Origin of the sequence: Sphingomonas sp. PvP056 (assembly GCF_040549155.1) — a bacterium.
Classification (GTDB): Bacteria; Pseudomonadota; Alphaproteobacteria; order Sphingomonadales; family Sphingomonadaceae; genus Sphingomonas.
In genome coordinates this window covers 1-24209 of sequence record NZ_JBEPST010000002.1, presented here as the reverse complement: position 1 = coordinate 24209, position 24209 = coordinate 1, and the positions used below count along the sequence as shown (strand labels likewise).

The 24209-nt window shown below is 65.2% G+C and carries 21 protein-coding genes; 10 read left to right on the top strand and 11 right to left on the bottom strand.

Annotated elements, in window-relative coordinates; all coding sequences use genetic code 11:
• Positions 1–46: 46 nt before the first annotated feature.
• The 8 genes from rfbB to ABIC17_RS04310 all read right to left on the bottom strand — a co-directional run bounded on the left by rfbB (position 47) and on the right by ABIC17_RS04310 (position 7134).
• Complete coding sequence (rfbB, locus tag ABIC17_RS04345; RefSeq protein ID WP_354279525.1) at positions 47–1120, bottom strand: dTDP-glucose 4,6-dehydratase; 1074 nt, start codon at positions 1118–1120, stop codon at positions 47–49.
• Entirely contained in the window at positions 1113–1970 is an 858-nt protein-coding gene (gene rfbD, locus ABIC17_RS04340) for a dTDP-4-dehydrorhamnose reductase (protein WP_354279523.1), read from the bottom strand. Before rfbD ends, rfbB begins: the two co-directional genes overlap by 8 nt.
• On the bottom strand, positions 1967–2512 hold the full coding sequence (rfbC, locus tag ABIC17_RS04335) for a dTDP-4-dehydrorhamnose 3,5-epimerase (RefSeq protein ID WP_354279521.1): 546 nt from the start codon (positions 2510–2512) through the stop codon (positions 1967–1969). Before rfbC ends, rfbD begins: the two co-directional genes overlap by 4 nt.
• On the bottom strand, positions 2506–3402 hold the full coding sequence (gene rfbA, locus ABIC17_RS04330; protein ID WP_354279519.1) for a glucose-1-phosphate thymidylyltransferase RfbA: 897 nt from the start codon (positions 3400–3402) through the stop codon (positions 2506–2508). The genes rfbC and rfbA overlap by 7 nt, the downstream gene beginning before the upstream one ends.
• Positions 3403–3497: 95 nt before the next feature.
• Positions 3498–4520 carry an SDR family NAD(P)-dependent oxidoreductase gene (locus ABIC17_RS04325; protein ID WP_354279517.1) on the bottom strand — a complete coding sequence of 341 codons (1023 nt, stop codon included), beginning with the start codon at positions 4518–4520 and terminating at the stop codon, positions 3498–3500.
• Positions 4521–4635: 115 nt separating this feature from the next.
• Entirely contained in the window at positions 4636–5238 is a 603-nt protein-coding gene (locus ABIC17_RS04320; protein WP_354279515.1) for a Smr/MutS family protein, read from the bottom strand.
• A complete protein-coding gene (gene mltA, locus ABIC17_RS04315) occupies positions 5213–6484 on the bottom strand; it encodes a murein transglycosylase A (RefSeq protein ID WP_502958423.1) in 1272 nt (423 codons plus the stop codon). Before mltA ends, ABIC17_RS04320 begins: the two co-directional genes overlap by 26 nt.
• 5 nt (positions 6485–6489) lie before the next feature.
• Positions 6490–7134, bottom strand: a complete 645-nt coding sequence (locus tag ABIC17_RS04310; protein WP_354279513.1) for a Tim44/TimA family putative adaptor protein — start codon at positions 7132–7134, stop codon at positions 6490–6492.
• Between the two features lie 181 nt (positions 7135–7315).
• Here ABIC17_RS04310 and secB point away from each other — a divergent pair, with 181 nt between their 5' ends.
• The 3 genes from secB to trpS all read left to right on the top strand — a co-directional run bounded on the left by secB (position 7316) and on the right by trpS (position 10498).
• Entirely contained in the window at positions 7316–7831 is a 516-nt protein-coding gene (gene secB / locus ABIC17_RS04305) for a protein-export chaperone SecB (RefSeq protein ID WP_354279511.1), read from the top strand.
• A gap of 80 nt (positions 7832–7911) precedes the next feature.
• Positions 7912–9480, top strand: a complete 1569-nt coding sequence (murJ, locus tag ABIC17_RS04300) for a murein biosynthesis integral membrane protein MurJ (protein ID WP_354279509.1) — start codon at positions 7912–7914, stop codon at positions 9478–9480.
• 16 nt (positions 9481–9496) lie between these two features.
• Entirely contained in the window at positions 9497–10498 is a 1002-nt protein-coding gene (trpS, locus tag ABIC17_RS04295; RefSeq protein ID WP_354279506.1) for a tryptophan--tRNA ligase, read from the top strand.
• Positions 10499–10540: 42 nt separating this feature from the next.
• Here trpS and ABIC17_RS04290 read toward each other — a convergent pair whose 3' ends face one another.
• Positions 10541–11365, bottom strand: coding sequence for a cupin domain-containing protein (locus ABIC17_RS04290; protein WP_354279504.1), 825 nt, complete (start codon positions 11363–11365; stop codon positions 10541–10543).
• 170 nt (positions 11366–11535) lie between these two features.
• Here ABIC17_RS04290 and ABIC17_RS04285 point away from each other — a divergent pair, with 170 nt between their 5' ends.
• Positions 11536–12480, top strand: a complete 945-nt coding sequence (locus ABIC17_RS04285) for an outer membrane protein assembly factor BamD (RefSeq protein WP_354279502.1) — start codon at positions 11536–11538, stop codon at positions 12478–12480.
• Between the two features lie 96 nt (positions 12481–12576).
• On the top strand, positions 12577–14241 hold the full coding sequence (gene recN, locus ABIC17_RS04280; protein ID WP_354279500.1) for a DNA repair protein RecN: 1665 nt from the start codon (positions 12577–12579) through the stop codon (positions 14239–14241).
• Positions 14242–14312: 71 nt separating this feature from the next.
• Here the strand turns inward: recN and ABIC17_RS04275 are convergent, their stop codons facing one another.
• Positions 14313–14633, bottom strand: a complete 321-nt coding sequence (locus tag ABIC17_RS04275) for a hypothetical protein (RefSeq protein WP_354279498.1) — start codon at positions 14631–14633, stop codon at positions 14313–14315.
• A gap of 366 nt (positions 14634–14999) precedes the next feature.
• Between ABIC17_RS04275 and ABIC17_RS04270 the strand changes: the two genes are divergently transcribed.
• The 3 genes from ABIC17_RS04270 to ABIC17_RS04260 all read left to right on the top strand — a co-directional run bounded on the left by ABIC17_RS04270 (position 15000) and on the right by ABIC17_RS04260 (position 21264).
• Complete coding sequence (locus ABIC17_RS04270; protein ID WP_010164742.1) at positions 15000–15206, top strand: cold-shock protein; 207 nt, start codon at positions 15000–15002, stop codon at positions 15204–15206.
• Between the two features lie 341 nt (positions 15207–15547).
• Positions 15548–17704 (top strand): NAD-dependent DNA ligase LigA, encoded by a 2157-nt coding sequence (gene ligA, locus ABIC17_RS04265; protein WP_354279496.1) that lies wholly within the window; start codon positions 15548–15550, stop codon positions 17702–17704.
• Positions 17705–17871: 167 nt separating this feature from the next.
• Positions 17872–21264, top strand: coding sequence for a TonB-dependent receptor (locus ABIC17_RS04260; protein WP_354279494.1), 3393 nt, complete (start codon positions 17872–17874; stop codon positions 21262–21264).
• 161 nt (positions 21265–21425) lie between these two features.
• Here the strand turns inward: ABIC17_RS04260 and ABIC17_RS04255 are convergent, their stop codons facing one another.
• Positions 21426–22016, bottom strand: a complete 591-nt coding sequence (locus ABIC17_RS04255) for an HD domain-containing protein (protein WP_502958422.1) — start codon at positions 22014–22016, stop codon at positions 21426–21428.
• 113 nt (positions 22017–22129) lie between these two features.
• Here ABIC17_RS04255 and ABIC17_RS04250 point away from each other — a divergent pair, with 113 nt between their 5' ends.
• Positions 22130–23254 carry a sensor histidine kinase gene (locus ABIC17_RS04250; protein ID WP_354279490.1) on the top strand — a complete coding sequence of 375 codons (1125 nt, stop codon included), beginning with the start codon at positions 22130–22132 and terminating at the stop codon, positions 23252–23254.
• A complete protein-coding gene (locus ABIC17_RS04245) occupies positions 23251–24051 on the top strand; it encodes a LytR/AlgR family response regulator transcription factor (protein ID WP_354279488.1) in 801 nt (266 codons plus the stop codon). Before ABIC17_RS04250 ends, ABIC17_RS04245 begins: the two co-directional genes overlap by 4 nt.
• Positions 24052–24209: the final 158 nt, after the last annotated feature.

Here is a 24209-nt window from a genome sequence, read left to right as displayed (position 1 = left end):
CGGGGAAGCGGTCATTGAGGGGTCACGCCGCGCGCGACCCCGCCTCTTATCGGCTGGTCAGCTTGGCGCGTTCCAGCATCGGCTGCCACCACGCTTCGTTGGCAAGATACCAGGCAAGCGTATCGGCGAGGCCGCCCGCAAAATCGCGTGCCGGGGTATAGCCGATCTCGGCGCGCGCCTTGCGCTCGTCGATCGCGTAGCGGCGATCATGACCCTTGCGATCCTCGACGAAGGTCTTGAGCGTCGCGGTCGCCTCGCCACGTGCGGCGGGCGAATTGGGATAGCGCTCGGCCAGCGACGGGTCAGCGGCGAACGCAGCGTCGACGCTGCGGCAGATCTCGTCGATCACGGTAAGGTTGGGGACTTCTTCCCCGCCACCGATGTTATAGACTTCGCCCGACGTGCCACGCTGCAGCGCGGCCTCGATCCCGCGGCAATGGTCCGACGTATGGAGCCAGTCACGCACGTTCATCCCGTCGCCGTAGATCGGCAGGTTGCGCCCGTTGAGCGCGTTGATCAGGAACAGTGGGATCAGCTTCTCGGGAAACTGGAACGGCCCGTAGTTGTTCGAGCAATTGGTCGTCGTCACGTCCAACCCGAAGGTGTGGTGATAGGCGCGCACCAGATGGTCCGCCCCGGCCTTCGACGCCGAATAGGGGGAATTAGGCGCATAGGGCGTGGTTTCGCTGAACGCGGGATCGTTGGGGCCGAGCGAGCCATAGACTTCATCGGTCGAGACGTTGTGGAAACGATGCGGCACGCCGCTACCGCTGTCGAGCCACACCGTCCGTGCGGCGCGCAGCAGGCTGTGGGTGCCGAGCACGTTGGTCGTGACGAAGGCGTCGGGATCGAGGATCGAGCGATCGACATGGCTTTCGGCCGCAAAGTGCACCACGGTGTCGATCGCGTGGTCGCGCAACAGCGTGGTGACCAGATCGGTGTCGAGAATGTTGCCGTGAACGAAGTCGACCGCGTCGACGCCATCGAGGTTCGCGCGGTTGCCCGCATAAGTCAGCGCATCAAGCACGACGATTGCGTCGTCAGCGTGGTTGGCGCGCCAGTAATGCACGAAGTTCGCGCCGATGAAGCCGGCGCCGCCGGTAACGAGCAGATTAGCCATTTTTCTGGATCTCTTCGATCATGATGTGGAGATTGTCGCGCCACGGCGTCGGCGCACGGTCGAGCGCGGCATAGGTCGCCGAGCAGTCGAGCACCGAATAGGCCGGACGCCGGGCGGGCGTCGGATAGTCTGCGGTGGTGATCGGCACGATCGGGACGGGCTTTTCGAGCAATCCGGCGCTCAGCGCCTCTTCCTGAATCGCGACCGCGAAATCGTACCAGCTCGCCTGCCCGCCATCGCTGAAGTGAAACACACCGGTCGCGCCGCGCTCGGCCAGCTGCCACAATGCCGCGGCCAGCGCTGGGGCATAGGTCGGGCAACCGACCTGGTCACCGACGACACGCACTTGCGGGTGCGCCTCCATCAGCCGCAGCATCGTGCGGACGAAATTGGCACCGACCGGGCCGTACAGCCACGCCGTGCGTACTACGAGCATGTCCGAACCCGCCGCCTGCTCACCCGCCAGTTTGGTGCTGCCATAGACGCCGAGCGGCCCGGTGGCGGCATCGGGCGCATAGGGACTGGTGGCACTGCCGTCGAAAACGAAGTCGGTCGAGACATGAACCAGCTTGGCACCGACCGATCGCGCGGCGGCGGCAAGATACCCGACCGCGTCGCCGTTCACCGCCTGCGCCCGTTCGGCATCGCCTTCGGCCTTGTCGACTGCGGTGTACGCGGCGGCGTTGAAGATCACGTCGGGCGCGACCTGCTCCACATACGCCTGGACCCGCGCGACGTCGGTGATGTCGAGCGCGTCCTGGTCGCACGAGACGATCTCCACCCCCGCGGGGGCCGTCGCGATCAGGCCGTGGCCGAGCTGCCCACCAGCCCCTACGATCAACGCCTTCATGATGCGGCGATCTGGTCGAGGGTCTGTGCGACCTGGTCCTTGGCGGACAACGTGGGTTCGATCCCGTCGAGCGGCCATTCGATCCCGACCTGCGGGTCGTTCCACATCAATGCCTGCTCATCCTTGGGCGAGTAGATGCTGGTGCACTTGTACAGGAAGTCGGTGTTGTCCTCGAGGCTGAGGAAGCCATGGGCCAGACCCGGTCCAACCCAGAACATCCGCTTGTTGGCGGCGTTCAGATGCACCCCGGTCCACTGACCGAACGTGGGAGACCCCTTGCGGATGTCGACCGCGACATCGAACACCGATCCCGCGACCACGCGTACGAGTTTACCCTGCGGATTGGGGTTCTGATAATGCAGGCCGCGCAGGACGCCCTTGGCCGAGCGGCTGTGGTTGTCCTGAACGAAGGTCCAGTCCAGCCCGAGCTCCTTGAACGTCGCATCGTTCCAGCTCTCGAGGAAGAAGCCGCGATCGTCGCCGAACACCTTGGGTTCAAGGATCAGGACGTCCTTGATCGGCGTTTCGATGACGTTCACCATTGGACATGATCCTCGTCGAGCAGGCCGAGCAGGTAGTCGCCATATCCGCTCTTGCGCAGTTCGCCGCCGAGCCGTTCCAGCTGCGGCCGGTCGATGAAGCCCTTGCGCCACGCGATTTCCTCGGGGCAGCAGATCTTGAGGCCCTGACGCTCCTCGATGATGCGGACATAATTGCCTGCGTCGATCAACGAATTGTGCGTGCCGGTATCGAGCCAGGCATAGCCGCGTCCCATAATCTCGACATTGAGATCGCCCGCATCGAGATACATGCGATTGAGATCGGTGATCTCGAGCTCGCCGCGGGGCGACGGCTTGAGTTGGTGCGCAAAATCGACAGCGCGCTCATCGTAGAAATACAGGCCGGTGACCGCATAGTTCGACTTGGGGTTGGCCGGTTTTTCCTCGAGATCAATCGCCGCGCGTGTGTTGGGGTCGAAAGCGACGACGCCGTAAGCAGACGGATCGCGGACATAATAAGCGAATACCGTCGCGCCGGTCTGGCGCGCGTGGGCGGCATCGACCAAATCCGCCAGACCGTGCCCGTAGAAGATGTTGTCGCCCAGCACGAGTGCGGAAGGCTTGCCGTCGACGAACTCGGCCCCGATCAGATAGGCCTGCGCCAGGCCGTTTGGCTCGGGCTGCACTGCGTAGGTGATCGAGATACCGAGACGGCTACCGTCCCCAAGCAAACGCTGGAAAGCGCTTTGCTCGTGCGGCGTCGTGATGATCAGGACGCGGCGGATCCCGGCGAGCATCAGTGTCGACAGCGGGTAATAGATCATCGGCTTGTCGTAAACGGGCATCAACTGCTTTGACGCCGCCTGGGTCAAAGGGTGCAACCGTGTTCCCGACCCGCCTGCCAGGATGATCCCGCATCGTTCAACCGTCATGCTCAATCTCTTATTTTCGTGCCCTGGAACGCGTCATTCGAACCATAGGCGTGCCTTTCTGTCGCCTATCCAAGTTAGGCGTCCGTTCCTAGGCGTTATTGACGAGCCGTGCCGTAATAGCCGCGATACCATGCCACAAAGTGTTTGATTCCGGCACGGACGTCCGTTTGCGGGACGTAACCGGTCAATCGCCGGAGAAGCTCCGCATTCGCCCACGTCGCCGGAACGTCGCCGGGCTGCATCGGGAGATAGTTGCGCACGGCCGGCTTGCCGACTTCCGCCTCGATCGCGTCGATGAAGTCCTCCAGCCGAACCTTGTCCGAATTGCCGATGTTGACGATCCGGTAGGGCGCGACCGGCGACAGGCTGTCCCCAGGGGCAATGTCCTGCGGGCTGGCGGGCCGCTCTGGCACTACGTCGATCAGCAACCGGATGCCGCGGGCGAGGTCTTCGACATAGGTGAAATCGCGCCACATATCGCCGTGGTTGTAGACGTCGATCGGCGTGCCTTCGATGATCCCCTTGGTGAACTTGAACAGCGCCATGTCCGGACGTCCCCACGGACCGTAAACCGTGAAGAAGCGGAACATCGTCGTCGGAATATCCCAGATGTGCGCATAGCTGTGCGCCATCGCCTCGTTCGCCTTCTTGGTGGCGGCATAGATCGTCAGCGGCAGGTCGCTCTTGTCGGTTTCGGCAAAGGGCATCGCTTCGTTCGCACCGTAGACCGACGAGGTCGACGCCATCAGCAGGTGCGACACCTTCAGCGTGCGCGCGACTTCCATGACGTTGAACGTGCCGGTTACATTCGTGTCGACATAGGCACGCGGGTTCTCGAGGCTGTACCGGACCCCTGCCTGCGCCGCGAGGTGGACGATCACGTCCGGCTGCGCACGCTCGGCATAGGCCATCAACCGATCCGCATCGAGAATGTCGAATTCCTCCGCGGAGAAAGCGTTGCTGCGCATCAGATCCGCGTGGCGCGCGTGCTTCAGGCCAACGTCATAGTAATCGGACATTGAATCGACCCCGACGACCTTGAAACCGTCCGCCAGCAGGATCTTGCAAAGATGATATCCGATGAAACCCGCAGAGCCGGTGACCAATATTACCCGCATGACGCCATTCCACCGATCCTTTTCGTCATTCGGTCGACGTGTTGTCGTCCATTGCTGTGTCGCATGGCAGATCGTCTGCGCCAAGCGGCGCATTCTGTACACGCGTATGATGTCGTCAGAGCGTTCGCGGTCGCTTGAGCACGATGTACAGCGCTCCCGCGCCGCCATGCCGCGGATGGGCCGCGCGGACCGCGGCAATCGCCGACGAATGGCGCGATCCCGCCAACCAGTCCCCCGTCGCCGCGCGGATCGCGCCCCGCGCATGCGGACGCTCGCTGGCAGGACGCGGGGGCTTGCCCGTCACCAGCAGGATCGTGCGATCCCCCGCGCGGATCGCCGCCGCCAGCGCGGCATCGAGCATGTCATAGGCACTGGCGAGCGTGTGGCCGTGCAGATCGACCGTGCGATCCGGCGGTACCAGCCCCCGCGACAATCGCCGGTCCCACGACCCATCCAACGTGTTCGCGACGATCGGCGGCTGAACGCGCGCAGCCCGCGCCACCGCGAGCGGCTTGATCGACGATGACGGCTTTGCAAGGGGCAAGGCCGTCCGAGAGGGTTTCGGTATCGCGGCGGGCGGCGGCGGAGCCTTGGGTGTGGCGCTACCCTGCGACGGCGCAGGCGCGGGCGCAGCCGGACGGGGTGCGATCGGCCGCACGCCCGCCATGACCCGGACCCACAGCGCGGCTTCGTCAGGGCTGAGGGATCGGTGTCCCATTGGCCCTCTCCTGCGTCAGGCGTGCGACCGTCCCCGTCGGCAACAGCAGGAACGCCGTACCGCGCGCAGACATGCCGCCTGCGATCGCCTCCGCGTCCGGGCCGGCACCCCAGAAGGTGTCGATCCGGTTCGGTCCCTTGATCGCGCCACCGGTATCCTGCGCGATCCAAAGACGGCTGGCATCGGCACGGTCCATCGACAGCAGGACGGGCGCGCCCAAGGGAACGAACTTCGGGTCCGCCGCCGCACTGACGCCGCCCGTCACGGCGACGCCAAGCGCCCCTTGCGGTGCGCTCGCCTGCTCGCGGAAGAACACATAGCTCTTGTTTTCACGCATGATCGCGGTGGCTTCGTCGGGGTGCGCATGCAGCCAGGCGACGATCCCCTGCATCGACGTCTGCCCCGGCCCGAGCAGCCCGCGCCGCTTCATCAACGCGCCGATCCCGGTGTAATCGCGACCGTTCTGTGAGGTGTATCCGATCCGCACGATCGCTCCGTCCGGCATCCGCAACCGGCCCGACCCCTGCACTTGCAGGAAGAACAGCGCCACGGGATCGGCCGCGTAAGCGATGATCGGCGCGCGACCGTTGAGCGTGCCCTGCTCGATCGCGGTGCGATCGTCATAGGGAACGAAGTTGGAGCCGGAGACGCGCCCGCGGATCTTTCGACCCTTCAGCGACTCGCTGAACAGGCTGAGATCGACATCGATCAGATCACCCGGACGGCCGTAGATTGGCACCGCATACCCCGCCATCGGCTGGCGGGACGCGGCGATCTCGGGTTCGTAATAGCCGGTCGCGAAGGCCTTGCCGTCAGCGATCTGTACCGCCTCGAAATATTGCGCGAAGAAGGCGCGCGCTGCGCCCGGTGCTACCGCGGGAGCAGCACTGCACGCCGCCTGCCAGTCGGCGCCGCGGGTGAGACCCGATGTATCGGTGCGGCGCTGGAGCGATGCGCAAGAGGTACGAAACGCCGCGATCGCACGGGCGGCATCTTCCTCGCGCAGCGGCAGGCTGGCAAGGGGCGGCCCGAGGACAAATCCTGTCCCGGCGGCATTGCTGCCGGTTTGAACCGCAAGGGACGGGACCGCCGGAATCGGGGTTGCCGGCACAGGACGCGCAACCGGTGCGGGGCGCGATACCGCCGTCGGGCGCTCAACCTGGCCGCCGCACGCAGATAACAGCAGCGCCGCGCACACGACCAGCACGCGCGGCGACAGCAATTTTGCCCTTCCCCCCTCAAGCACGACCGTCACGCCTCGTCGGTGTCGGCAAGCTTCCAGTTCGGATCGTTGCTCTTGAGCGTCCGGGTAAACGTCCACACATCGTGCGTATCGACCGCATCGGTCATCGACCCGGCAATCACGACCGACTCGGCGTCGCGCGTGATTGCCACGATGTCCGCATCGAAGCGAACGGTGATGCGCGCGACCTTGCCTTCAAGTGCCGCATCGGAAATCACGGCCTTCTCGATCGAGACGACCCGGTTCTCGAGGGTGTGGCCCGCTTCCTTACGCTCCGCGATTGCGGCGACGAACGCGTCGCGAACCTCGGCCTGGGTCAGCCAGTCGAGTTGCTCCTCGTCCCCCTGCCAATAGGCCTCCAGGATCATCCGGTATGCGGCCTGCGCGCCCTGGAGGAACTGAGCGACATCGAAATTCGAATCGGCAGCGATGATCGTACGCACTCCCGCTTCGGCCCTGGGTTCAACCAGGCGGCTCGCGGGTTCGCGCGACTCGGCGATCGTTTCGACGGTACGCGGGACCAGAGTCAAAGGCGTCCGATCCTCGGCCGGCTTGGGCAAAGGTTGCTCATGTCCGGTGCGCTTGCCCAGGACACGATACAGTTGGAGCGCCATGAAACCGGCGATCATCGCGAGAATAACTAATAGGAACACGCGGCCTCCGGCGGGTTGGCAGACAGGGATACATAGGCGCAACGCACGAAGGTTTCAAATGATGCGCCACGTGCGCGACAACCGGCGCCCGTTGAACTCGGCTCGCCCCCCTGCTACGCGCGCGGCTTCGACTGCGCCACCCATGGCGATATCTATAGTACGGACATTAAGGACGCGTTGCATGAGCGAGCAGGATGACGGCTTCATCACTTCGACCGGGATTGCCGGCGAGCCTCTCGCAAACGGGGCCGATACCGCCCCCGCCGCAGGGATGATTTCGCAGTATATCAAGGACTTCTCCTTCGAGAATCCGAACGCCCCGGCGATCTTCCAGAACCAGACGCCGCCCGCGATCGACGTGCAGTTCAACATCGCGTCGGCACAGGTCGGCGAGGACGTGTACGAGATCGTACTGCGGATCGAAGTGAAGGCGGATTCCGACGGACAGGTCGCATTCCTCGTCGATCTTTCCTACGCCGGGCTGTTCGGCCTGCGCAATTTTCCTGCCGAGCATCTCCAGCCGTTCCTGCTGGCAGAGGCACCGCGACTCATGTTCCCGTTCGCACGCCGCGTTCTTGCGGATGCGATTCGCGACGGCGGCTTCCCGCCGCTGCTGCTCGAGCCGATCGATTTTAGCGGCATCTTCCTTGCACAGCAGGACGCTGGCGCGACGGCAAACCCGCTCGGCTCGGCCTGAACCGTTGATCGTCCCCCGGCGTCACGCCGGGGGGCCACCGGGCCGCGCGAACATTTGATCTTGGAAAGCGGCCCGACTCGATGAACCTAACCCGCGCGCTCGGATCGATCGGCAGCCTGACGCTCGCGAGCCGGATCCTCGGCCTCGTCCGCGACTCGCTGTTCGCGCGCTATGTCGGCGCAGGCTTTGCCTCCGACGCGTTCCTCGTCGCCTTCCGCCTCCCCAACCTGTTCCGCGCGCTATTTGCGGAGGGCGCGTTTTCGGCGGCGTTCATTCCGATGTTCAACCAGAAGGTCGGCGACAAGACCGGCGACGGCTTGCCCACCGGCCTCGCCTTCGCACGCGACGTGCTGTCGGTGCTGCTGCCGATCCTGATCGTCATGACCGTAGTGCTCGAACTCGCCGCATGGCCGGTGACGTACGTGCTGTCAGGCGGCGGGTTCAACGACGTCGGCCCCGAACGATTCGATTTTGCGGTGATGCTGTCGCGGCTGACGATCCCGTATCTGATGCTCATCAGCGTCGTGTCGCTGCTGGGCGGAATCCTCAATTCGCTCCAGAAGTTCTGGGTCAATGCCGCGGCACCGATCCTGCTCAACCTGACGCTGATCGCCGCTTTGCTGCTGTTCCATGTGAGTGATCCGGCCGGGACCGCGCGCAACCAGGCGATCGCGGTGAGCGTCTCGGGTGTGTTGCAGCTCGCCTGGCTGATCTGGGCGTGCCGCGCCAACGGCGTTCGCCTCGGGTTCAAGGCACCCCGCCTCACCGCGGACGTCAAGAAGATGCTGTCGCTGATCCTGCCGGCGGCGGCGGGCGCGGGCGCGGTGCAGATCAACCTCGTCGTCTCGACCGCGCTTGCCGCTTCGCTGCTCCCGCATGGCTCGGTCACCTATATCTATCTGGCGGACCGGGTGAATCAGCTTCCGCTCGGGCTGATCGGGATCGGGCTGGGCACGGTGCTGCTCCCGCTGATCTCGCGTCAACTCGCGGCGGGCGAGGATGCGACCGCAATGACGACGCAGAATCGCGGGATGGAACTGGCGTTGCTCCTCACCCTGCCCGCGACCGTCGCGCTGGTGCTGTGCGGCGCACCGATCGTCGCCGCGCTGTTCGAGCATGGCAAATACAGCGCGCTCGACACGCTTTACACGGCGCAGGCGCTTGCCGCCTTTTCAGTCGGCCTCCCCAGCTACATTCTGGTCAAGGTGCTGACGCCGGGTTTCTATGCGCGATCGGACACGAAGACGCCGGTGCGCTTCGCGACCATGTCGATGGGGGTGAACCTGCTGCTCAACCTCGCGCTGATCGTTCCGCTAAAGCACATGGGCCCACCGCTGGCGACCGCGCTCGCGTCCACCTTCAACGTCGCGCTGCTGTATCGCACGCTGCGCCTGCGCGGGCATTTCGAGCCGGACGCGCGGCTGCGGCGGCGCGCATGGCGGCTCGCGCTCGCGGCGCTTGCGATGGGGGTGATCCTGTGGCTGCTGCAGGGGCTGTTCGCGCCCTATACCCACGGCAGCTGGCTGATCCGGACGGGCGCGATGGTCGTGCTGGTCGGCGCTGGCGGGCTGGTCTATGCGATCATGACCTTCGTGCTCGGGGCGTTTACCCGCGACGATCTATCCTTCCTGCGGCGCAAGCGCGCCTGACCTACGAGACCTTATCATGCGCGTTGTCTCCGGCATCCAGCCAACCGGCAATCTCCATCTCGGCAACTATCTCGGTGCGATCCGGCAATGGGTCGCGCTGCAGGACTCGATCCCCGCGGGCGACGATTGCCTGTTCTTCCTCGCCGATCTCCACGCTTTGTCGCAGCCGGTGGTCCCTGCGGAGCTCGACGCGAACACCACCGAGATGGCGGCGACGCTGCTCGCGTGCGGGATCGATCCGAAGCGCTCGATCCTGTTCAACCAGGCGCGCGTGCCAGCCCATAGCGCGCTGCACTGGATCCTCGGCGGGACCGCGCGGATGGGGTGGCTCAGCCGGATGACGCAGTGGAAGGACAAGGCGGGCAAGAAGGGCGAGACGCAAAGCGTCGGGCTGTTCACCTATCCGGTGCTCCAGGCCGCCGATGTGCTGCTGTATCAGGCGACGCACGTCCCCGTCGGCGAAGACCAGAAGCAGCATCTCGAACTCGCGCGCGACATCGCAGTCAAGTTCAACACCGATTACGGCGACACCTTCGTCCTGCCGGAGCCGTTGATCTCCAAGGCAGCGCCCCGGATCATGAGCTTGCGCGATGCGACCGCGAAGATGTCCAAGTCCGATCCGTCGGATGCCTCGCGGATCAATCTGGTCGACAGCGACGACCTGATCTCGAGCAAGATCCGCAAGGCCAAGAGCGATGCGGATGCGCTCCCCGGCGAAGTCGCGGGTCTGGCGGACCGTGCCGAAGCGCGCAATCTGGTGACGATCTATGCGGCGCTGGAAGGCACCACGCCGGACGCGGTGCTGGCGCGCTATGCCGGCCAGGGGTTCGGGGCATTCAAGCCGGCGCTCGCGGATCTTGCGGTTGCGACGCTTGCGCCGATCCGTGACCGGCTGACCGCCTTGCTCGAGGATCGCGCCGCGGTCGGCGCAGTGCTCGCGGACGGAGCGGCCCGCGCCGCGACGCTGGCCGCCCCCACATTGGCGGCGGCACAGCGCGCGGTCGGTTTGCAAGTCTGAGCGCCACCGCTTCGGGACAGTCCCGAGGCGGCGACACCTCAATCAGACGCGCTTGTTGCCCGGATATGCGAGGGCCAGATCGGTGCCTGCCTCGGCCTTGATCTCGGAGCGCCCTTCGAGCGTCAGGCATTCGCCCGCCTTGAACGCGACGCCGTCGACGACGCCTGCCCCGGTCAGCGGCACCAGCCACCCGGTCAGACCAGCGGGCAAGTCCACGACGTGCTCAGCGCCCGCGAGGCGTTCGATCACGAACTTGGGGCCTTCTGCGAGGACGGTACGGTCGCTGCCGTCCTGCGGCGGGGTCGGCAACGGCACGAACGGCACCGGGTCCGAGACTTTCACGCCCGCGTCGAGATGCAGTTCGCGGTCGCTGCCGTAATCATACAGGCGATACGTCAGATCGACGTTCTGCTGGATCTCGACCAGCGTGACGCCTGCACCGATCGCGTGGACGGTGCCTGCTTCGGAATAGAAGAAGTCACCCGCCTTGACCGGCTTCCAGTCGAGCAGATGCTCGATCGACCCGTCGAGCGATGCGGCACGGAGCGCCTCGCTGGTCATCGGCTCGAGCGTCCCGAGCGCGATCGTCGAATCAGGTTCGGCCGCGAGGATGATCCACGCCTCGTCCTTGCCGCGCGGATAGCCCGCCGCCTGCGCCGCCGCGTCGTCCGGATGGACCTGCACCGACAATTTTTCGCTCGTGAAAAGATACTTCACAAGCAGGTCTGGTTCGCCGGCATGCGGGGTCTGGAACCACACCTCCCCGATCTTCTCGCCATCCGCCGGCGGATTGGCAAAACCGGGCCACAAGGTATGGCGACCCCAAGGCTTTTCGACGCGTTTGGTGGCAAGCAGAGTAGCGGTCACGGGATTGTTTCTCCTGAAGGGGGTAATGTCGCAAACGCAGCATTCAGGCGTTGTGATCCGCTCCCGCAATGAAACGATCAAGTGAAAAGCGCCAGCCGGAAGGGTGCTTACGGGAAACCACGGTGAAAAGGATTGTTCGGGGATCGACGCTTCGGCTAAGACCGGCCCCGATGCGTACCCCCCATGCCCGCTCGCCCCTGTTTCGTGCCACAGCGCTCGCGCTGATCGCCGCCAGCGCCTTCACCACCGCAGGCTGCGCGAAGCGTGGCAAGTCCGACATTCCGTATGTCGCGCGCGATGTGGGCACGCTGTACACGACCGCACGGCAGCGGCTCGACAATGGCGATTACAAGATCGCCGCAGCCTTGTTCGACGAAGTCGAGCGCCAGCATCCTTATTCGGTCTGGGCTCGCCGCGCGCAGTTGATGAGCGCGTTCAGCTATTATCTCGCGCATGACTATACCGCGTCGATCCAGTCGGCGCAGCGCTTCCTGTCGGTGCATCCGGGCAACCGCGATGCGCCTTACGCTTATTACCTCGTCTCGCTCGGCTATTACGAGCAGATCAGCGACGTGACCCGTGACCAGAAGATTACGCAGCAGGCGCTTGATGCGCTCGGCGAGCTGATGCGGCGGTATCCGAACAGCAAATATGCCGCCGACGCGCGGCTCAAGGTCGATCTCGTGCGCGATCACCTCGCCGGCAAGGAAATGGAAATCGGGCGGTTCTACGAACGGCGCGGGCTGTGGCTCGCGGCGAACGGACGGTTCCGCCACGTCGTCGACGATTACCAGACCACCACCCACGTCCCAGAGGCGCTGATGCGGCTGACCGAGACGTCGCTCGCGCTCGGCGTGCCGGACGAGGCGCGCAAGGCCGCCGCCGTCCTCGGTGCCAACTATCCGGGCACAACCTGGTATCAGCGCGCGTACAAGCTGTCGGAGGAGCATCCCCCGGTTGCGGTCGCGGCGATCCCGACCGGCCAGCAGATCGTCCCGCTGACCAGCGCTTTGAGCATCCCGACCAAGTCGAAGGACATCGAACGCGACACGCGCGCGGCGCCGGCTACCAACGGGTCGCGCACCAACCCGGGCAACCCCAATCCGGGCCAGTAACCGACGTGCCGTCCGCTCGCCCCGATCGGGCCCGTCGGGATTGGGCACAAAGAACAATTCCAGAACGGCGCGGGATAGGCTAGAGGCGACGGCACGATGCTGATCTCGCTGGCCATTCGCGACGTCGTCCTGATCGAAGCGCTCGACTTGCACTTCGTCGCAGGGCTTGGTGTGCTCACCGGGGAAACCGGTGCGGGCAAGTCCATCCTGCTCGATGCGTTAGGGCTCGCACTCGGCGGGCGCGGCGAGGCGGGGCTTGTGCGACAGGGCGCCACCCAGGCGGTCGTCACCGCGACCTTCGACAAGCCCGCCCCCGATGGCGCGATCGCGGCACTGCTCGCCGAGAACGGCTTCGATGCCGAACCCGGCGAGCCGCTGATGATCCGGCGCATCGTCAAGGCGGACGGCGGCAGCCGCGCCTTCGTCAACGATCAGCCAGCGTCGGCAGGGCTGCTGCGCGAGATGGCGCAACATCTGGTCGAGATCCACGGCCAGCATGATGACCGCGGCCTGCTCAACGCGCGCGGGCACCGTGCCTTGCTCGACGCGTTCGGGCGAGTCGACGCCAGCCCCGCGGCGGGTGCGTACAAAGCGTGGCGCGCCGCCGAGGGTGCGCTCGCGACCGCGCACGCGACGATCGAGAGCGCCGCGCGCGACCGCGAATGGCTCGAGCATAGCGTCGCCGAATTGCGCGCGCTCGCGCCGGAAGCGGGTGAGGAAGAAGCGCTCGCCGAACGCCGCCGGTCGATGCAACGGTCCGAAAAGATCGCCGCCGACTTGTCCGCGATCGAGCAGTGGCTCGAAGGCTCGGATGGCGGATTGGCGCAACTCCGTCAGGCCGCGCGCGTGCTGGAACGAGTCGCGGAAGATCACGAGTCGCTCGCCGAGGCACTCGCCGCGATTGATCGCGCGGTGATCGAGGGCGCGGTTGCCGAGGAGCAGCTCCGCATCGCCAAGACCGACCTGTGGTTCGATCCGTCCGCGCTCGAGGATGACGAGACGCGACTGTTCGAATTGCGCGGCATGGCCCGCAAGCACCGCGTCCAGCCCGACGATCTCGCCGGCCTCGCCGCCGACCTCGAAGCCAAGCTCGCCGCGCTCGACGCGGGCGAGGAAGGCATCGCGGCGCTGGAACGCAAGCTGGCGACCGCGCGCGCCGACTTCGATCGCGCCGCCACGCAATTGACCAAGGCGCGGACAGCCGCCGCCGAACGACTCGACGCGGCAGTGCGCGGCGAACTCGCGCCGCTCAAGCTCGACGCGGCGCGCTTCCGCACCGTCGTTGCGCCTGCACCCGCCGATGCGTGGTCGTCCGCGGGCAAGGACCGGGTCGAGTTCGAGATCTCGACCAACCCCGGCGCGCCATTCGCGCCGCTCGTCAAGATCGCCAGTGGCGGCGAACTGTCGCGCTTCATCCTCGCGCTCAAGGTCGCGCTGGCCGAACAGGGCAGTGCGGCGACGATGATCTTCGACGAAATCGACCGCGGCGTCGGCGGCGCGGTCGCCAGTGCGATCGGCGACCGACTCGCGCGGCTCGCAGGTGGCACGCAAGTGCTCGTCGTCACGCACAGCCCGCAGGTCGCCGCGCGCGGTGCGCAGCATCTGCTGATCGCCAAGCGGCACGACGGTATCGTCACGCGCACCGGCGTGACGCCGCTCGACGACACCGACCGCCGCGAGGAAATCGCGCGAATGCTGTCCGGCGCGGAGATCACGCCCGAAGCGCGCGCACAGGCGGACCGATTGCTGGAAAGCGTTTAGCGCGAGCAAGACGGTCGTTTGCCGGAGGACGCCACCAAACCCAACCGGCAGGGTACGCCCCCCACACGTCGTCAGAACGGAATCGTCACCGTCATCATGACGCGCTTGTCGTTGAGGCGGCCCGGTGCCGTATACACATTCGCCCGCGCGCCCTTGCCAAGATCGACCCCGACCCCGGGCCCACCCACCTTTGCATAGCGCTCAGGCAAAGGTCTCAGTCGGTATTGCTCGGCGGCACCACGCTTGCCACACACAACGATGTCACTTCCCGGGGCATCGGTGGGACACGCCGCGGGGCGCCATGGCGGCGGCAGTTCGACGGTCTTGTGCGAATCCGCGGGCGGGGCGGACGGTACCGCCAGTTGCATTACCGCAAGCATCGGCAGGATCATAAACCGTTCTCCACGCGGCGAATTGTGCCGAGGCTATGGTAGAATACAGCCCTGCACAATCACCCGTGCCGCAAATACCGCGACAACCCCGTAATAACCTGCTAGACAACCCAAATCGCGCGACACCGCTCCCAAGCATCGCGCGGCTGAGAGACGTCCCGCGCTCCCGCTTGTACCTCCCGGACGCGTCGCGTGTTTCTCGAATTATCCTTTTCAGGTCAGCCTGTCCGCAGCGGTTTTTCCGCGCGCGGCTGATCAAACGCCATCGGATGCGCCGGCCGGGGCCGGACGTCGCATTCGTCTTCGATCTCGGCCCCATCCGGATGCTGCCCAAAAGGGGTACCGTCCGGGCTTAAGGAATACGTTATGGCTATCGGCACAGTTAAGTTCTTCAACGCCGACAAGGGTTATGGTTTCATCGCGCCTGAGGGCGGCGGTGGTGATGCGTTCGTCCACATCAGCGCAGTGGAAGCTGCCGGCATGGCGACGCTCGATCGCGATCAGCGCGTTTCGTATGAGCTGGAAGAAGATCGTCGCGGCAAGGTCTCGGCTGTAAAGCTCGCCCAGGCCTGATCGGTTCACGATCCGGGGGTGTCGCCGTCATGGCGGCACCCTTGCTCGCTTCCCCCGGCGAGCGCGTTTCTTTCATGCGTGGAGACATCCTACGAACACCACCGCCCTGTTCTATCGTGATCGCGCCATCCAGGCCGAAACCGATGCAGCGTCCGCGACGCTCGACAATGTCCGCAGCCGCTGGCTTCGCGCTGCCAAGGCATGGCACGAAATGGCCACCCGCGCCGAAAAGACCGCGGAACGCCGTTCGACCAACGAAGAGGCCAAGCACCTCGCTGAAATGGACGCCAGCGAAGACGATTAGCTTGATGTACGGCACGGCCCTCCGCTAGCGCAGGGCCATGCCCGCCACGCCTCCCCTTCCCGCCTCCGACACCCCCGATTCCGAAAACGACGCCGCTGCTGAACTCGCGCACCTCGCCGCTGAGATCGCCCGTCATAACGCCCTTTATCACACGCAGGACGCGCCCGAAATTTCGGATGCCGCCTATGACGCGCTCGTCCGCCGCAACTCCGCGCTGGAAGCGGCCTTCCCGCATCTGGTCCGCAGCGACTCGCCCAATACGCAAGTCGGTGCCGCCCCCGCCGCGCATCTCGCCAAGGTCGCGCACGCGCGCGCGATGACCAGCCTCGACAATGCTTTTACCGATGAGGACGTCGCCGATTTCGTCGGGCGTGTTCGCCGGTTTCTCGCGCTTCCCGCAGAAACGCCGGTCGACCTCACTGCCGAACCCAAGATCGACGGCCTGTCCTGCTCGCTGCGCTACGAACGCGGCCAACTCGTCCAGGCATTGACACGCGGCGATGGTCAGGTCGGCGAGGACGTCACCGCCAACGTCCGCCACATCCCCGACATTCCCGATACGCTGCCCGAGGGAGCGCCCGATGTGTTCGAGGTGCGCGGCGAAGTGTATATGGCGAAAGCCGATTTTGCCGCGCTCAATGCCCGCCTGCTCGCCGAGGCCCAAGTCACGGGCAAGGAAGCCCGCCAGTTCGCCAATCCCCGTAATGCCGCCGCCGGTTCGCTGCGCCAGAAGGACGCCGCCGTCACCGCGACGCGCCCCTTGCGCTTCTTCGCCTGGGGCTGGGGAGAAACGAGCGCGCTTCCCGGCGACACGCAGGCGGATATCGTCGAGGCGATCCGCAGTTGGGGCTTTCCGATCGCCGAAGGCTTTGCGCATGCGACGACGACCGACGCCGCGCTCGCCGTCTATCGCGGTATCGAACACCGTCGTGCCGACCTGCCGTTCGACATCGACGGCGTGGTCTACAAGCTCGACCGCCTCGACTGGCAGGCGCGCCTCGGCACCGTCGGCCGCACCCCACGCTGGGCGATCGCGCATAAATTCCCCGCCGAACGCGCCGAGACGACGCTGACCGCAATCGACATCCAGGTCGGCCGCACCGGCGCACTTACCCCGGTGGCGCGGCTCGCGCCTGTCACGGTCGGCGGAGTCGTCGTCACTAATGCGACGCTCCACAATGCCGACGAGATCGAGCGGCTCGGCGCACGCGTCGGCGACCGGGTCGTGTTGCAGCGCGCCGGCGACGTCATCCCGCAGATCGTCGAGGTGCTCACGCGCGACGAGGAGCGCCCCGCCTTTGCCTTCCCGTCGGCCTGCCCCGAATGCGGCTCGCTCGCCGAGCGGGGCGAGGGCGAAGTCGTCGTGCGCTGCACCGGCGGCCTCATCTGTCCCGCGCAGCGCGTCGAGCGGCTGATCCACTTCGTCTCGCGCCACGCGTTCGACATCAGCGGACTGGGGCTGGTGCGGATCGAGGAGTTCTTCCGCGACGGGCTGATCGCCTCCCCCGCCGACATCTTCCGCCTCCACACCCACCGCGCGGCACTGATCACGCGCGAGCGCATGTCCGAACTCGTCGTCGACAAGCTGATCGCCGCAATCGACCTGCGCCGCGAGATCGGGCTCGATCGCTTCCTGTTTGCGCTCGGCATTCGCCATGTCGGCGAGATCACCGCGCGCGACCTTGCCCGGCGTTATGTGTCCGCCCGCGGACTTGCGGCCATGGTCCGCAGCGCGCTCCGCGTCCGCCGTGCAACGAAGCCTGTCCTTGGCGAGACGGACGCCAAGTTCGTGCTCCGTCGCGGCAAGACCCTCGCCGCCGCGATCGAGACCGCCGGCATCGGACCCGAGGTCGCCGACGCGCTGCTCGAATTCTTCGCCGAGCAGCACAATCGCGCGGTCGTCGCGGCGTTGCTGCGCGAAGTGAAGCCGCTCGACGTCGTCCACCAGACCCGCGAGTCGCCGGTCACCGGCAAGACCGTGGTCTTCACCGGCAGCCTCGAAACGATGAGTCGCGATGAGGCCAAGGCTCAAGCCGAGGCGCTCGGCGCGCGGGTTTCAGGATCGGTTTCGGCCAAGACCGACCTCGTCGTGGCGGGTCCGGGGGCCGGATCCAAACTGAAGAAAGCAGCCGATTTAGGCATTTCCGTGATCGACGAGGCGGCCTGGGCGGAGATCGTCGCAACCTCGGTGTGATGCTATTTTGCAACGCACCATGAACGGATTGTCATTCGCCGATAAGTTCCATTGCTAGTGTCATCCAACCGAAATATTTCACGTGCAGTGGCTCGGCCAGACGATGCGGACAGGGGAATCAAGCCCGCCGGGATCGCTGTTTTTCGAGATCCTGTAGGGGGACCCCAATGCGACACAATCTGCTCCTTGGCGCGGCCGTAGCGGCGCTGATCATTCCTGCTGCCGCAAGTGCGCAGGAAACCACCGCAACGATTCGCGGTGTTGTTACCGCCGCCGGTGTTCCGGTACCGAATGCCAGCGTCGAGATCGTCGACGTCGCTTCCGGCACGCGGTCGACCACCACGACCAGCGCCGATGGCAGCTACAATGCCAGCGGCCTGCGTGCCGGTGGCCCGTTCACGGTTTCGGTCACTGCGGCCGGCTACTCGACCGCACAGGTCACCGACGTCAACACGATCGTCGCCCAGGCCTATGACCTGCCGATCGAGCTCGCTGCCGCAACGTCGGAAGGCGGTCCCGACATCGTCGTCACCGCATCCAGCCTGCCGCGCGCGCGCACCATCTCGCAGGGTCCGGCGACCGTCCTCAACGCGCGCCAGATCGCCAACATCGCGACCGTCAACCGCGACATCCGCGACCTGATGCGCCGCGATCCGTTCGCGCGCCTCGACGACAGCCCCTCGGGCGGCCGCTCGGTGTCGTTCGCGGGCCAGAACGCCCGCTTCAACCGCTTCTCGGTCGACGGCGTCGCGGTCACCGACAACTTCGGCCTCAACAGCGATGGCCTCCCCAGCCGCCGTTCGCCGATCCCGCTCGACGCGATCGGCCAGTTTCAGGCGCAGGTCGCTCCCTATGATGTCCGCCAGGGCAACTTCCAGGGCGGCGCGATCAACATCGTGCTCAAGAGCGGCACCAACAACTTCCACGGCACGGGCTTCTACGCGCTGTCGGGCGACGATTTCGTCGGCAACCGCACCAAGGACATCAAGGTCGCGATCCCGAGCTTCAAGGTCGAGAACTACGGCGCCGAGCTGAGCGGCCCGATCATCAAGGACAAGCTGTTCTTCATGGTCGCGGGCGAGCGGCTGCGCGGTGGTCGTCCGATCACCGAAGGCACGATCGAGAATAACGCCGGCAACCCCGTCCAGGGCCTGAGCCAGGCAACCGTCGACAACATCTCGGCGATCGCCAAGAGCGTCTACAATTACGACACCGGCGGCGTGCAGCGGAACCTCGGCGACAAGGACGACCGCGTCGTCGCCAAGATCGATGCGAACATCACCGACGATCAGCGCCTGTCGCTGACCTACACTTACGCCAATGACGCGATCAACCTGCTCAACAACACGTTCATCAACTCGGCGACCGGCAGCCCCGGCCTCGGTCTCGCGTCGAACGCCTATATCCAGGGCAACCGCCTGCACACCGGCGTCGCACAGCTGAACTCGACCTGGTCGGACAGCTTCTCGACCGAAGTCCGTGCGTTCTACAAGAACTACACGCGTATCCAGGAGCCGTTGCTCGGCCGCGGCTTCGCGCAGTTCCGTGTCTGCACCAACCCGACCAACACGCAGGCCGGCAACAACATCACCGGCTGCGACGGCAATGCGCCGGTCGTCTCGTTCGGTCCGGATAGCTCGCGCCAGACCAACGCGCTGCGCACCGAGACGTGGGGCGGCCTCGTCCAGACGCGCCTGACGCTCAACAACCACGATCTGCGCCTGTACACCGAAGTCCAGGACGTTTCGGTGTTCAACTCGTTCCTGCAGAACAGCGCGGGCAACTATTACTTCGACTCGATCGCGGACTTCACCAACCGGCAGGCGAACCAGTTCGCCTACGGCAATGCGGTCCCGTCGCTCGTGCCAGAAGATGCCGCTGCCAAGTTCCGCTACCAGAGCATGAACTTCGGCATCATGGACGCGTGGAAGATCACCCCGACGCTGAACCTCAGCTACGGCATGCGCTATGACCTCTACTCGATGCACAGCACGCCTGCGCTCAACCCGAACTATCTGGCACGCTACGCCAATGGCGCGGTCGTCAACGGCGAGCGCAAGACGATCGGTGCGAACACCGCCAACATCTCGGGCTTCGGTCTCTTCCAGCCGCGCGTCGGCTTCGACTGGAAGCCGTTCGATCGCCTGAGCATCCGTGGCGGCGGCGGCATCTTCGGCGGCGGCACCCCCGACGTCTATGTGTCGAACAGCTTCTCCAACACCGGCATCCTGACCAACTCGATCAGCGTCGCCCGTGCGACCAACGCCAACGGCTGTACCGTTCTGGCAAGTGCAGCGCAGTGCAATGCGGCGCTCAACGGCGTGACCGGCACGAGCATCCCCGGCGCGGTCAACGGCTACCTCGCCGGCACCAACGCGGCGCCAGCGTCGACCACCAACGCGCTCGATCCGAACTTCAAGATCCCGTCGCAGTGGCGCGCAACGCTCAGCACCGAATACACCGCCAACCTCGGCCCGCTTGGTGACAACTGGACGCTCGGTGCAGACTTCCTGTACTCGAAGGTTCGCAACCAGGTGTATTTCACCGACATCCGCTCGCAGCCGATCGCCGGATCGCTGACCCCGGATGGCCGCCAGCGGTACCAGAACATCCTCGGCGGCGCGAACGCGTTCACCGACACCAACACCGACATCCTGCTGACCAATACCAAGAAGGGCCGGTCGTACATCGCGGTCGCGCGCCTCGACAAGACGTTCGACTTCGGGCTCAACGTCAACGGCAGCTTCACCTATCAGGACGTCAAGGACGCCGCGCCGGCAACCTCGTCGACTGCTGGTTCGAACTACAGCAACGGTGCGTTCGTCGATCCGAACAACGTCGCCTACGGCATCTCGAACGATCAGGTTAAGTACTTCTTCAAGTACAGCCTGACCTACGATCATGCCTTCTTCGGCGACTATAAGACGACCTTCGCGCTGTTCGGTGAATCGCGCATCGGCCATCCGTACAGCTACACGTTCCAGGACTTCGGCGGCACGCGCTCGGCGGTCTTCGGCACGACGGGTGTCAGCTCGGGCACGGGTGCCGGCGGCAACCGTTACCTGATGTACGTGCCGACGGTGAACGATCCCCTGGTGTCGTACAGCAACGCCGCGACGCGCAACGCGGTCAACGCGTTCATCGACGCTTCGGGCCTCGGCAAGTATCGCGGGCAGGTCGCGCCGCGCAACGCCTTCCACTCCAAGTGGTTCACGCGTCTCGATCTCCATCTGGCGCAGGAACTGCCGACCTATGTCGGCAAGTCCCGCATCACGCTCTTCGCGGACATCGAGAACTTCACCAACTTCCTCAACCCGAAGTGGGGCCAGACCCGCGAATACACCTTCCCGTACAACGCTGCCGTGGTTCGCGTGCAGTGCCTGACCACCGCCGGCAACGCCGACGGCGCGGGCACGGTCGCGGCGAATGCCGGCCAGGCCTGCGCACAGTATCGCTACTCGCCCACCGGCGGTGGTGCGAACTTCACGCAGCCGACCGACCAGGTTTACACCAACCAGTCGCTCTACTCGATCCGCATCGGCGCGCGCTTCACCTTCTAAGCGCCGCGGAAAGCTTCCTAGACACCTGGCCGTCGTTCCCTCGGGAGTGGCGGCCATTTTTTTGTTCTCGCCCGCTCCGTTCGCCCTGAGCGAAGTCGAAGGGCCGGCGCTGCGCGAGGGCTTCGACTTCGCTCAGCCCGAACGGAAGTTGCGCACGCCCGCTATGCTCCAGCCGCCTCGGCCGCGGCCTTCGCGTAGATCGAGTTGATCGGCCGCGAGAACACCCGCCCGACCATCGGCTCGAAGAACGAAAGCGGCGCACTCTCGAACGCAGGATCGAACGCCGCCTGGTCGTATTTTTCGCAAAACTCTGCGCACGCCTCGAAATGCGGGTGCCCGCGATACGCCTCGCGCAAGTCGCGATCCGCACCGATGTAGTGGAAGAAATAATAGCCCTGGAAAACGCCGTGCGTGTTGGCGATCCAGTGCAGCTCGTCCGACACGAACGGCCGCAGCATGGCGGCGGCGATCTCGGGATGGTTATACGTCCCCAGCGTGTCGCCGATGTCGTGCAGCAACGCCATCACGACATACGCCTCGTCGCGCCCGTCGAGATGCGCGCGCGTCGCGGTCTGCAGCGAATGCTCGAGCCGATCGACCGGAAACCCGCCATAATCGCCGTCGAGCAGCTTGAGATGCGTCAGCACGCGCCCCGGCAAGGTCTTCGCGAAATCGCCGAAATGCGCGCCGATGATGCGCCAGTCGGCCTGGGTGCCGTGCTCCATCGCAGTGAACTGCGCACGGTCGGGCATGTCGTTCATGGCAACCTCTCCACTCTGCCCGGCCGCATCGTGACGTGCGGCTCGGCAAGCCCCGATCATAGCGCGCTTTGCGCTTCCCGCCAGTGCGGGCTAGAACGCGCGCCATGCCGCTGACCACCAAGCCCACCCTCTTCTCGCGGCCGTTCTTCGAGGACAAGAGCCGCGCCTTCTGGACGCTGCAGGCGGCCGGCTGGACCGGCTATCTCATCCTGCGCGGTGTCTCGAGCGTCTCGAACGCGAGCGAGCTGTCGGTCATCATCCCGGTCGTGATCGAATCGATCGTCGGCTACAGCATCACGCTGCTGCTCTCGACGCTGTACCAGATGTACCGCCGCCAGCCGCGGCTCGCGATGGCGCTGCTGACGATCGTCACGCTCGCGGTCGCGACGTTGCTCTATTCGGTGCTCGACGCTTTCTCCTTCTCGTTCATCAAGCTGTCGACGCCCGGGCTGACGGTCAGCCTCGTGCTCGGCACGATCTTCCTCAACTTCACCGTGCTCGCCGGCTGGACCGCGCTCTATTTCGGGATCAACTTCTACCTGATCGTCGAGGAACAGATCGACCAGCTCGCCACGTTGGAGAACACTGCGTCCTCGGCACAGCTCGCGATGCTGCGCTATCAGCTCAACCCGCATTTCCTGTTCAACACGCTCAACTCGATCTCGACGCTGGTGCTGCTCAAGGAAACCGAGCGCGCCAATGCGATGCTCGGGCGGCTGTCGTCGTTCCTGCGCTACACGCTCGCCAACGAGCCGACCGCGCACGTCACGGTCCAGCAGGAGTTCGAGACGCTCAAGCTGTACCTCGAAATCGAGAAGATGCGCTTCGAGGAACGCCTCCGCACCGAGTTCGAGGTCGACCCGCGCGCTGCACGCGCCAGGCTGCCGTCGCTGCTGTTGCAACCACTGGTCGAGAATGCGATCAAATACGCGGTGACGCCGCAGGAAGACGGTGCCGACATCCGTGTCAGCGCGCGGCTCAACGGGGATCGGGTGCAGATCGTCGTATCCGACACCGGTCCCGGCTTGAACGAAGCGAAGGCGCGGACGAGCGTTTCCCAGAGCCAGCCCCTTTCCACTGGGGTCGGGCTTGCCAATATCAGGGAGAGACTGGCCCAAGCGTACGGGCCGGATCACAAGTTCGAGACACGATCGATCCCGGGGGGCGGATTCGGGGTCGAAATTGAAATCCCGTTCCAGCTCGAGGAACCGAAGAAAGAGGCCGCATGACGATCCGAACCATCCTCGTCGACGACGAGAAACTCGCCACCCAGGGGCTTCAGCTCCGCCTCCAGGCGCATGAAGACATCGAGATCATCGACACCTGCCAGAACGGCCGCGAGGCGATCCGCAGTATCAAGACCCACAAGCCCGACCTGGTTTTCCTCGACATCCAGATGCCCGGGTTCGACGGCTTCTCGGTCGTCCAGGGATTGATGGAGGTCGAGCCCCCGCTGTTCGTCTTCGTCACCGCTTATTCGGACCACGCGCTGAAGGCGTTCGAGACGGATGCCGTGGATTATCTGATGAAGCCGGTCGAAGAGAGCCGCCTCGCTGACACCCTCGACCGTGTCCGCCAGCGCCTGTCGGAAAAGCGCGGCGCGGTTGAGGTCGACCGCCTCAAGGAAGTGATCGCCGAGATCGCGCCCGATTCGGTCGAGAATCTCACCGACGGCGGCGAACAGGTTTCGTCCAACCGCTTCGAGAAACTCATCAACATCAAGGATCGCGGGCAGATCTTCCGCGTCGACGTCGACACGATCGAGCGGATCGATGCCGCGGGCGATTATATGTGCATCTACACCGGCGACAACACGCTGATCCTGCGCGAGACGATGAAGGATCTCGAGAAGCGCCTCGATCCGCGCCGGTTCCAGCGCGTGCATCGCTCGACGATCGTCAACCTCGACCTGGTCAAGGAAGTGAAGCCGCACACCAACGGCGAATGCTTCCTCGTGCTCCAGTCGAACGCACAGGTGAAGGTGTCGCGCAGCTATCGCGATGTCGTGGCGCGTTTCGTTCACTAACCCGAAACTCCCCTCCCCTTCAGGGGAGGGGCTGGGGGTGGGGCAGTCCAGATTACAAACGTTGGTTTTGCTGAACTGGCCCCCCCCCCCCCCCCCCCCCCCCGGGGGGGGGGGACGCAAAAAAAACAACCCCCCCCCCGGTAGCCCCCCGCACCCCC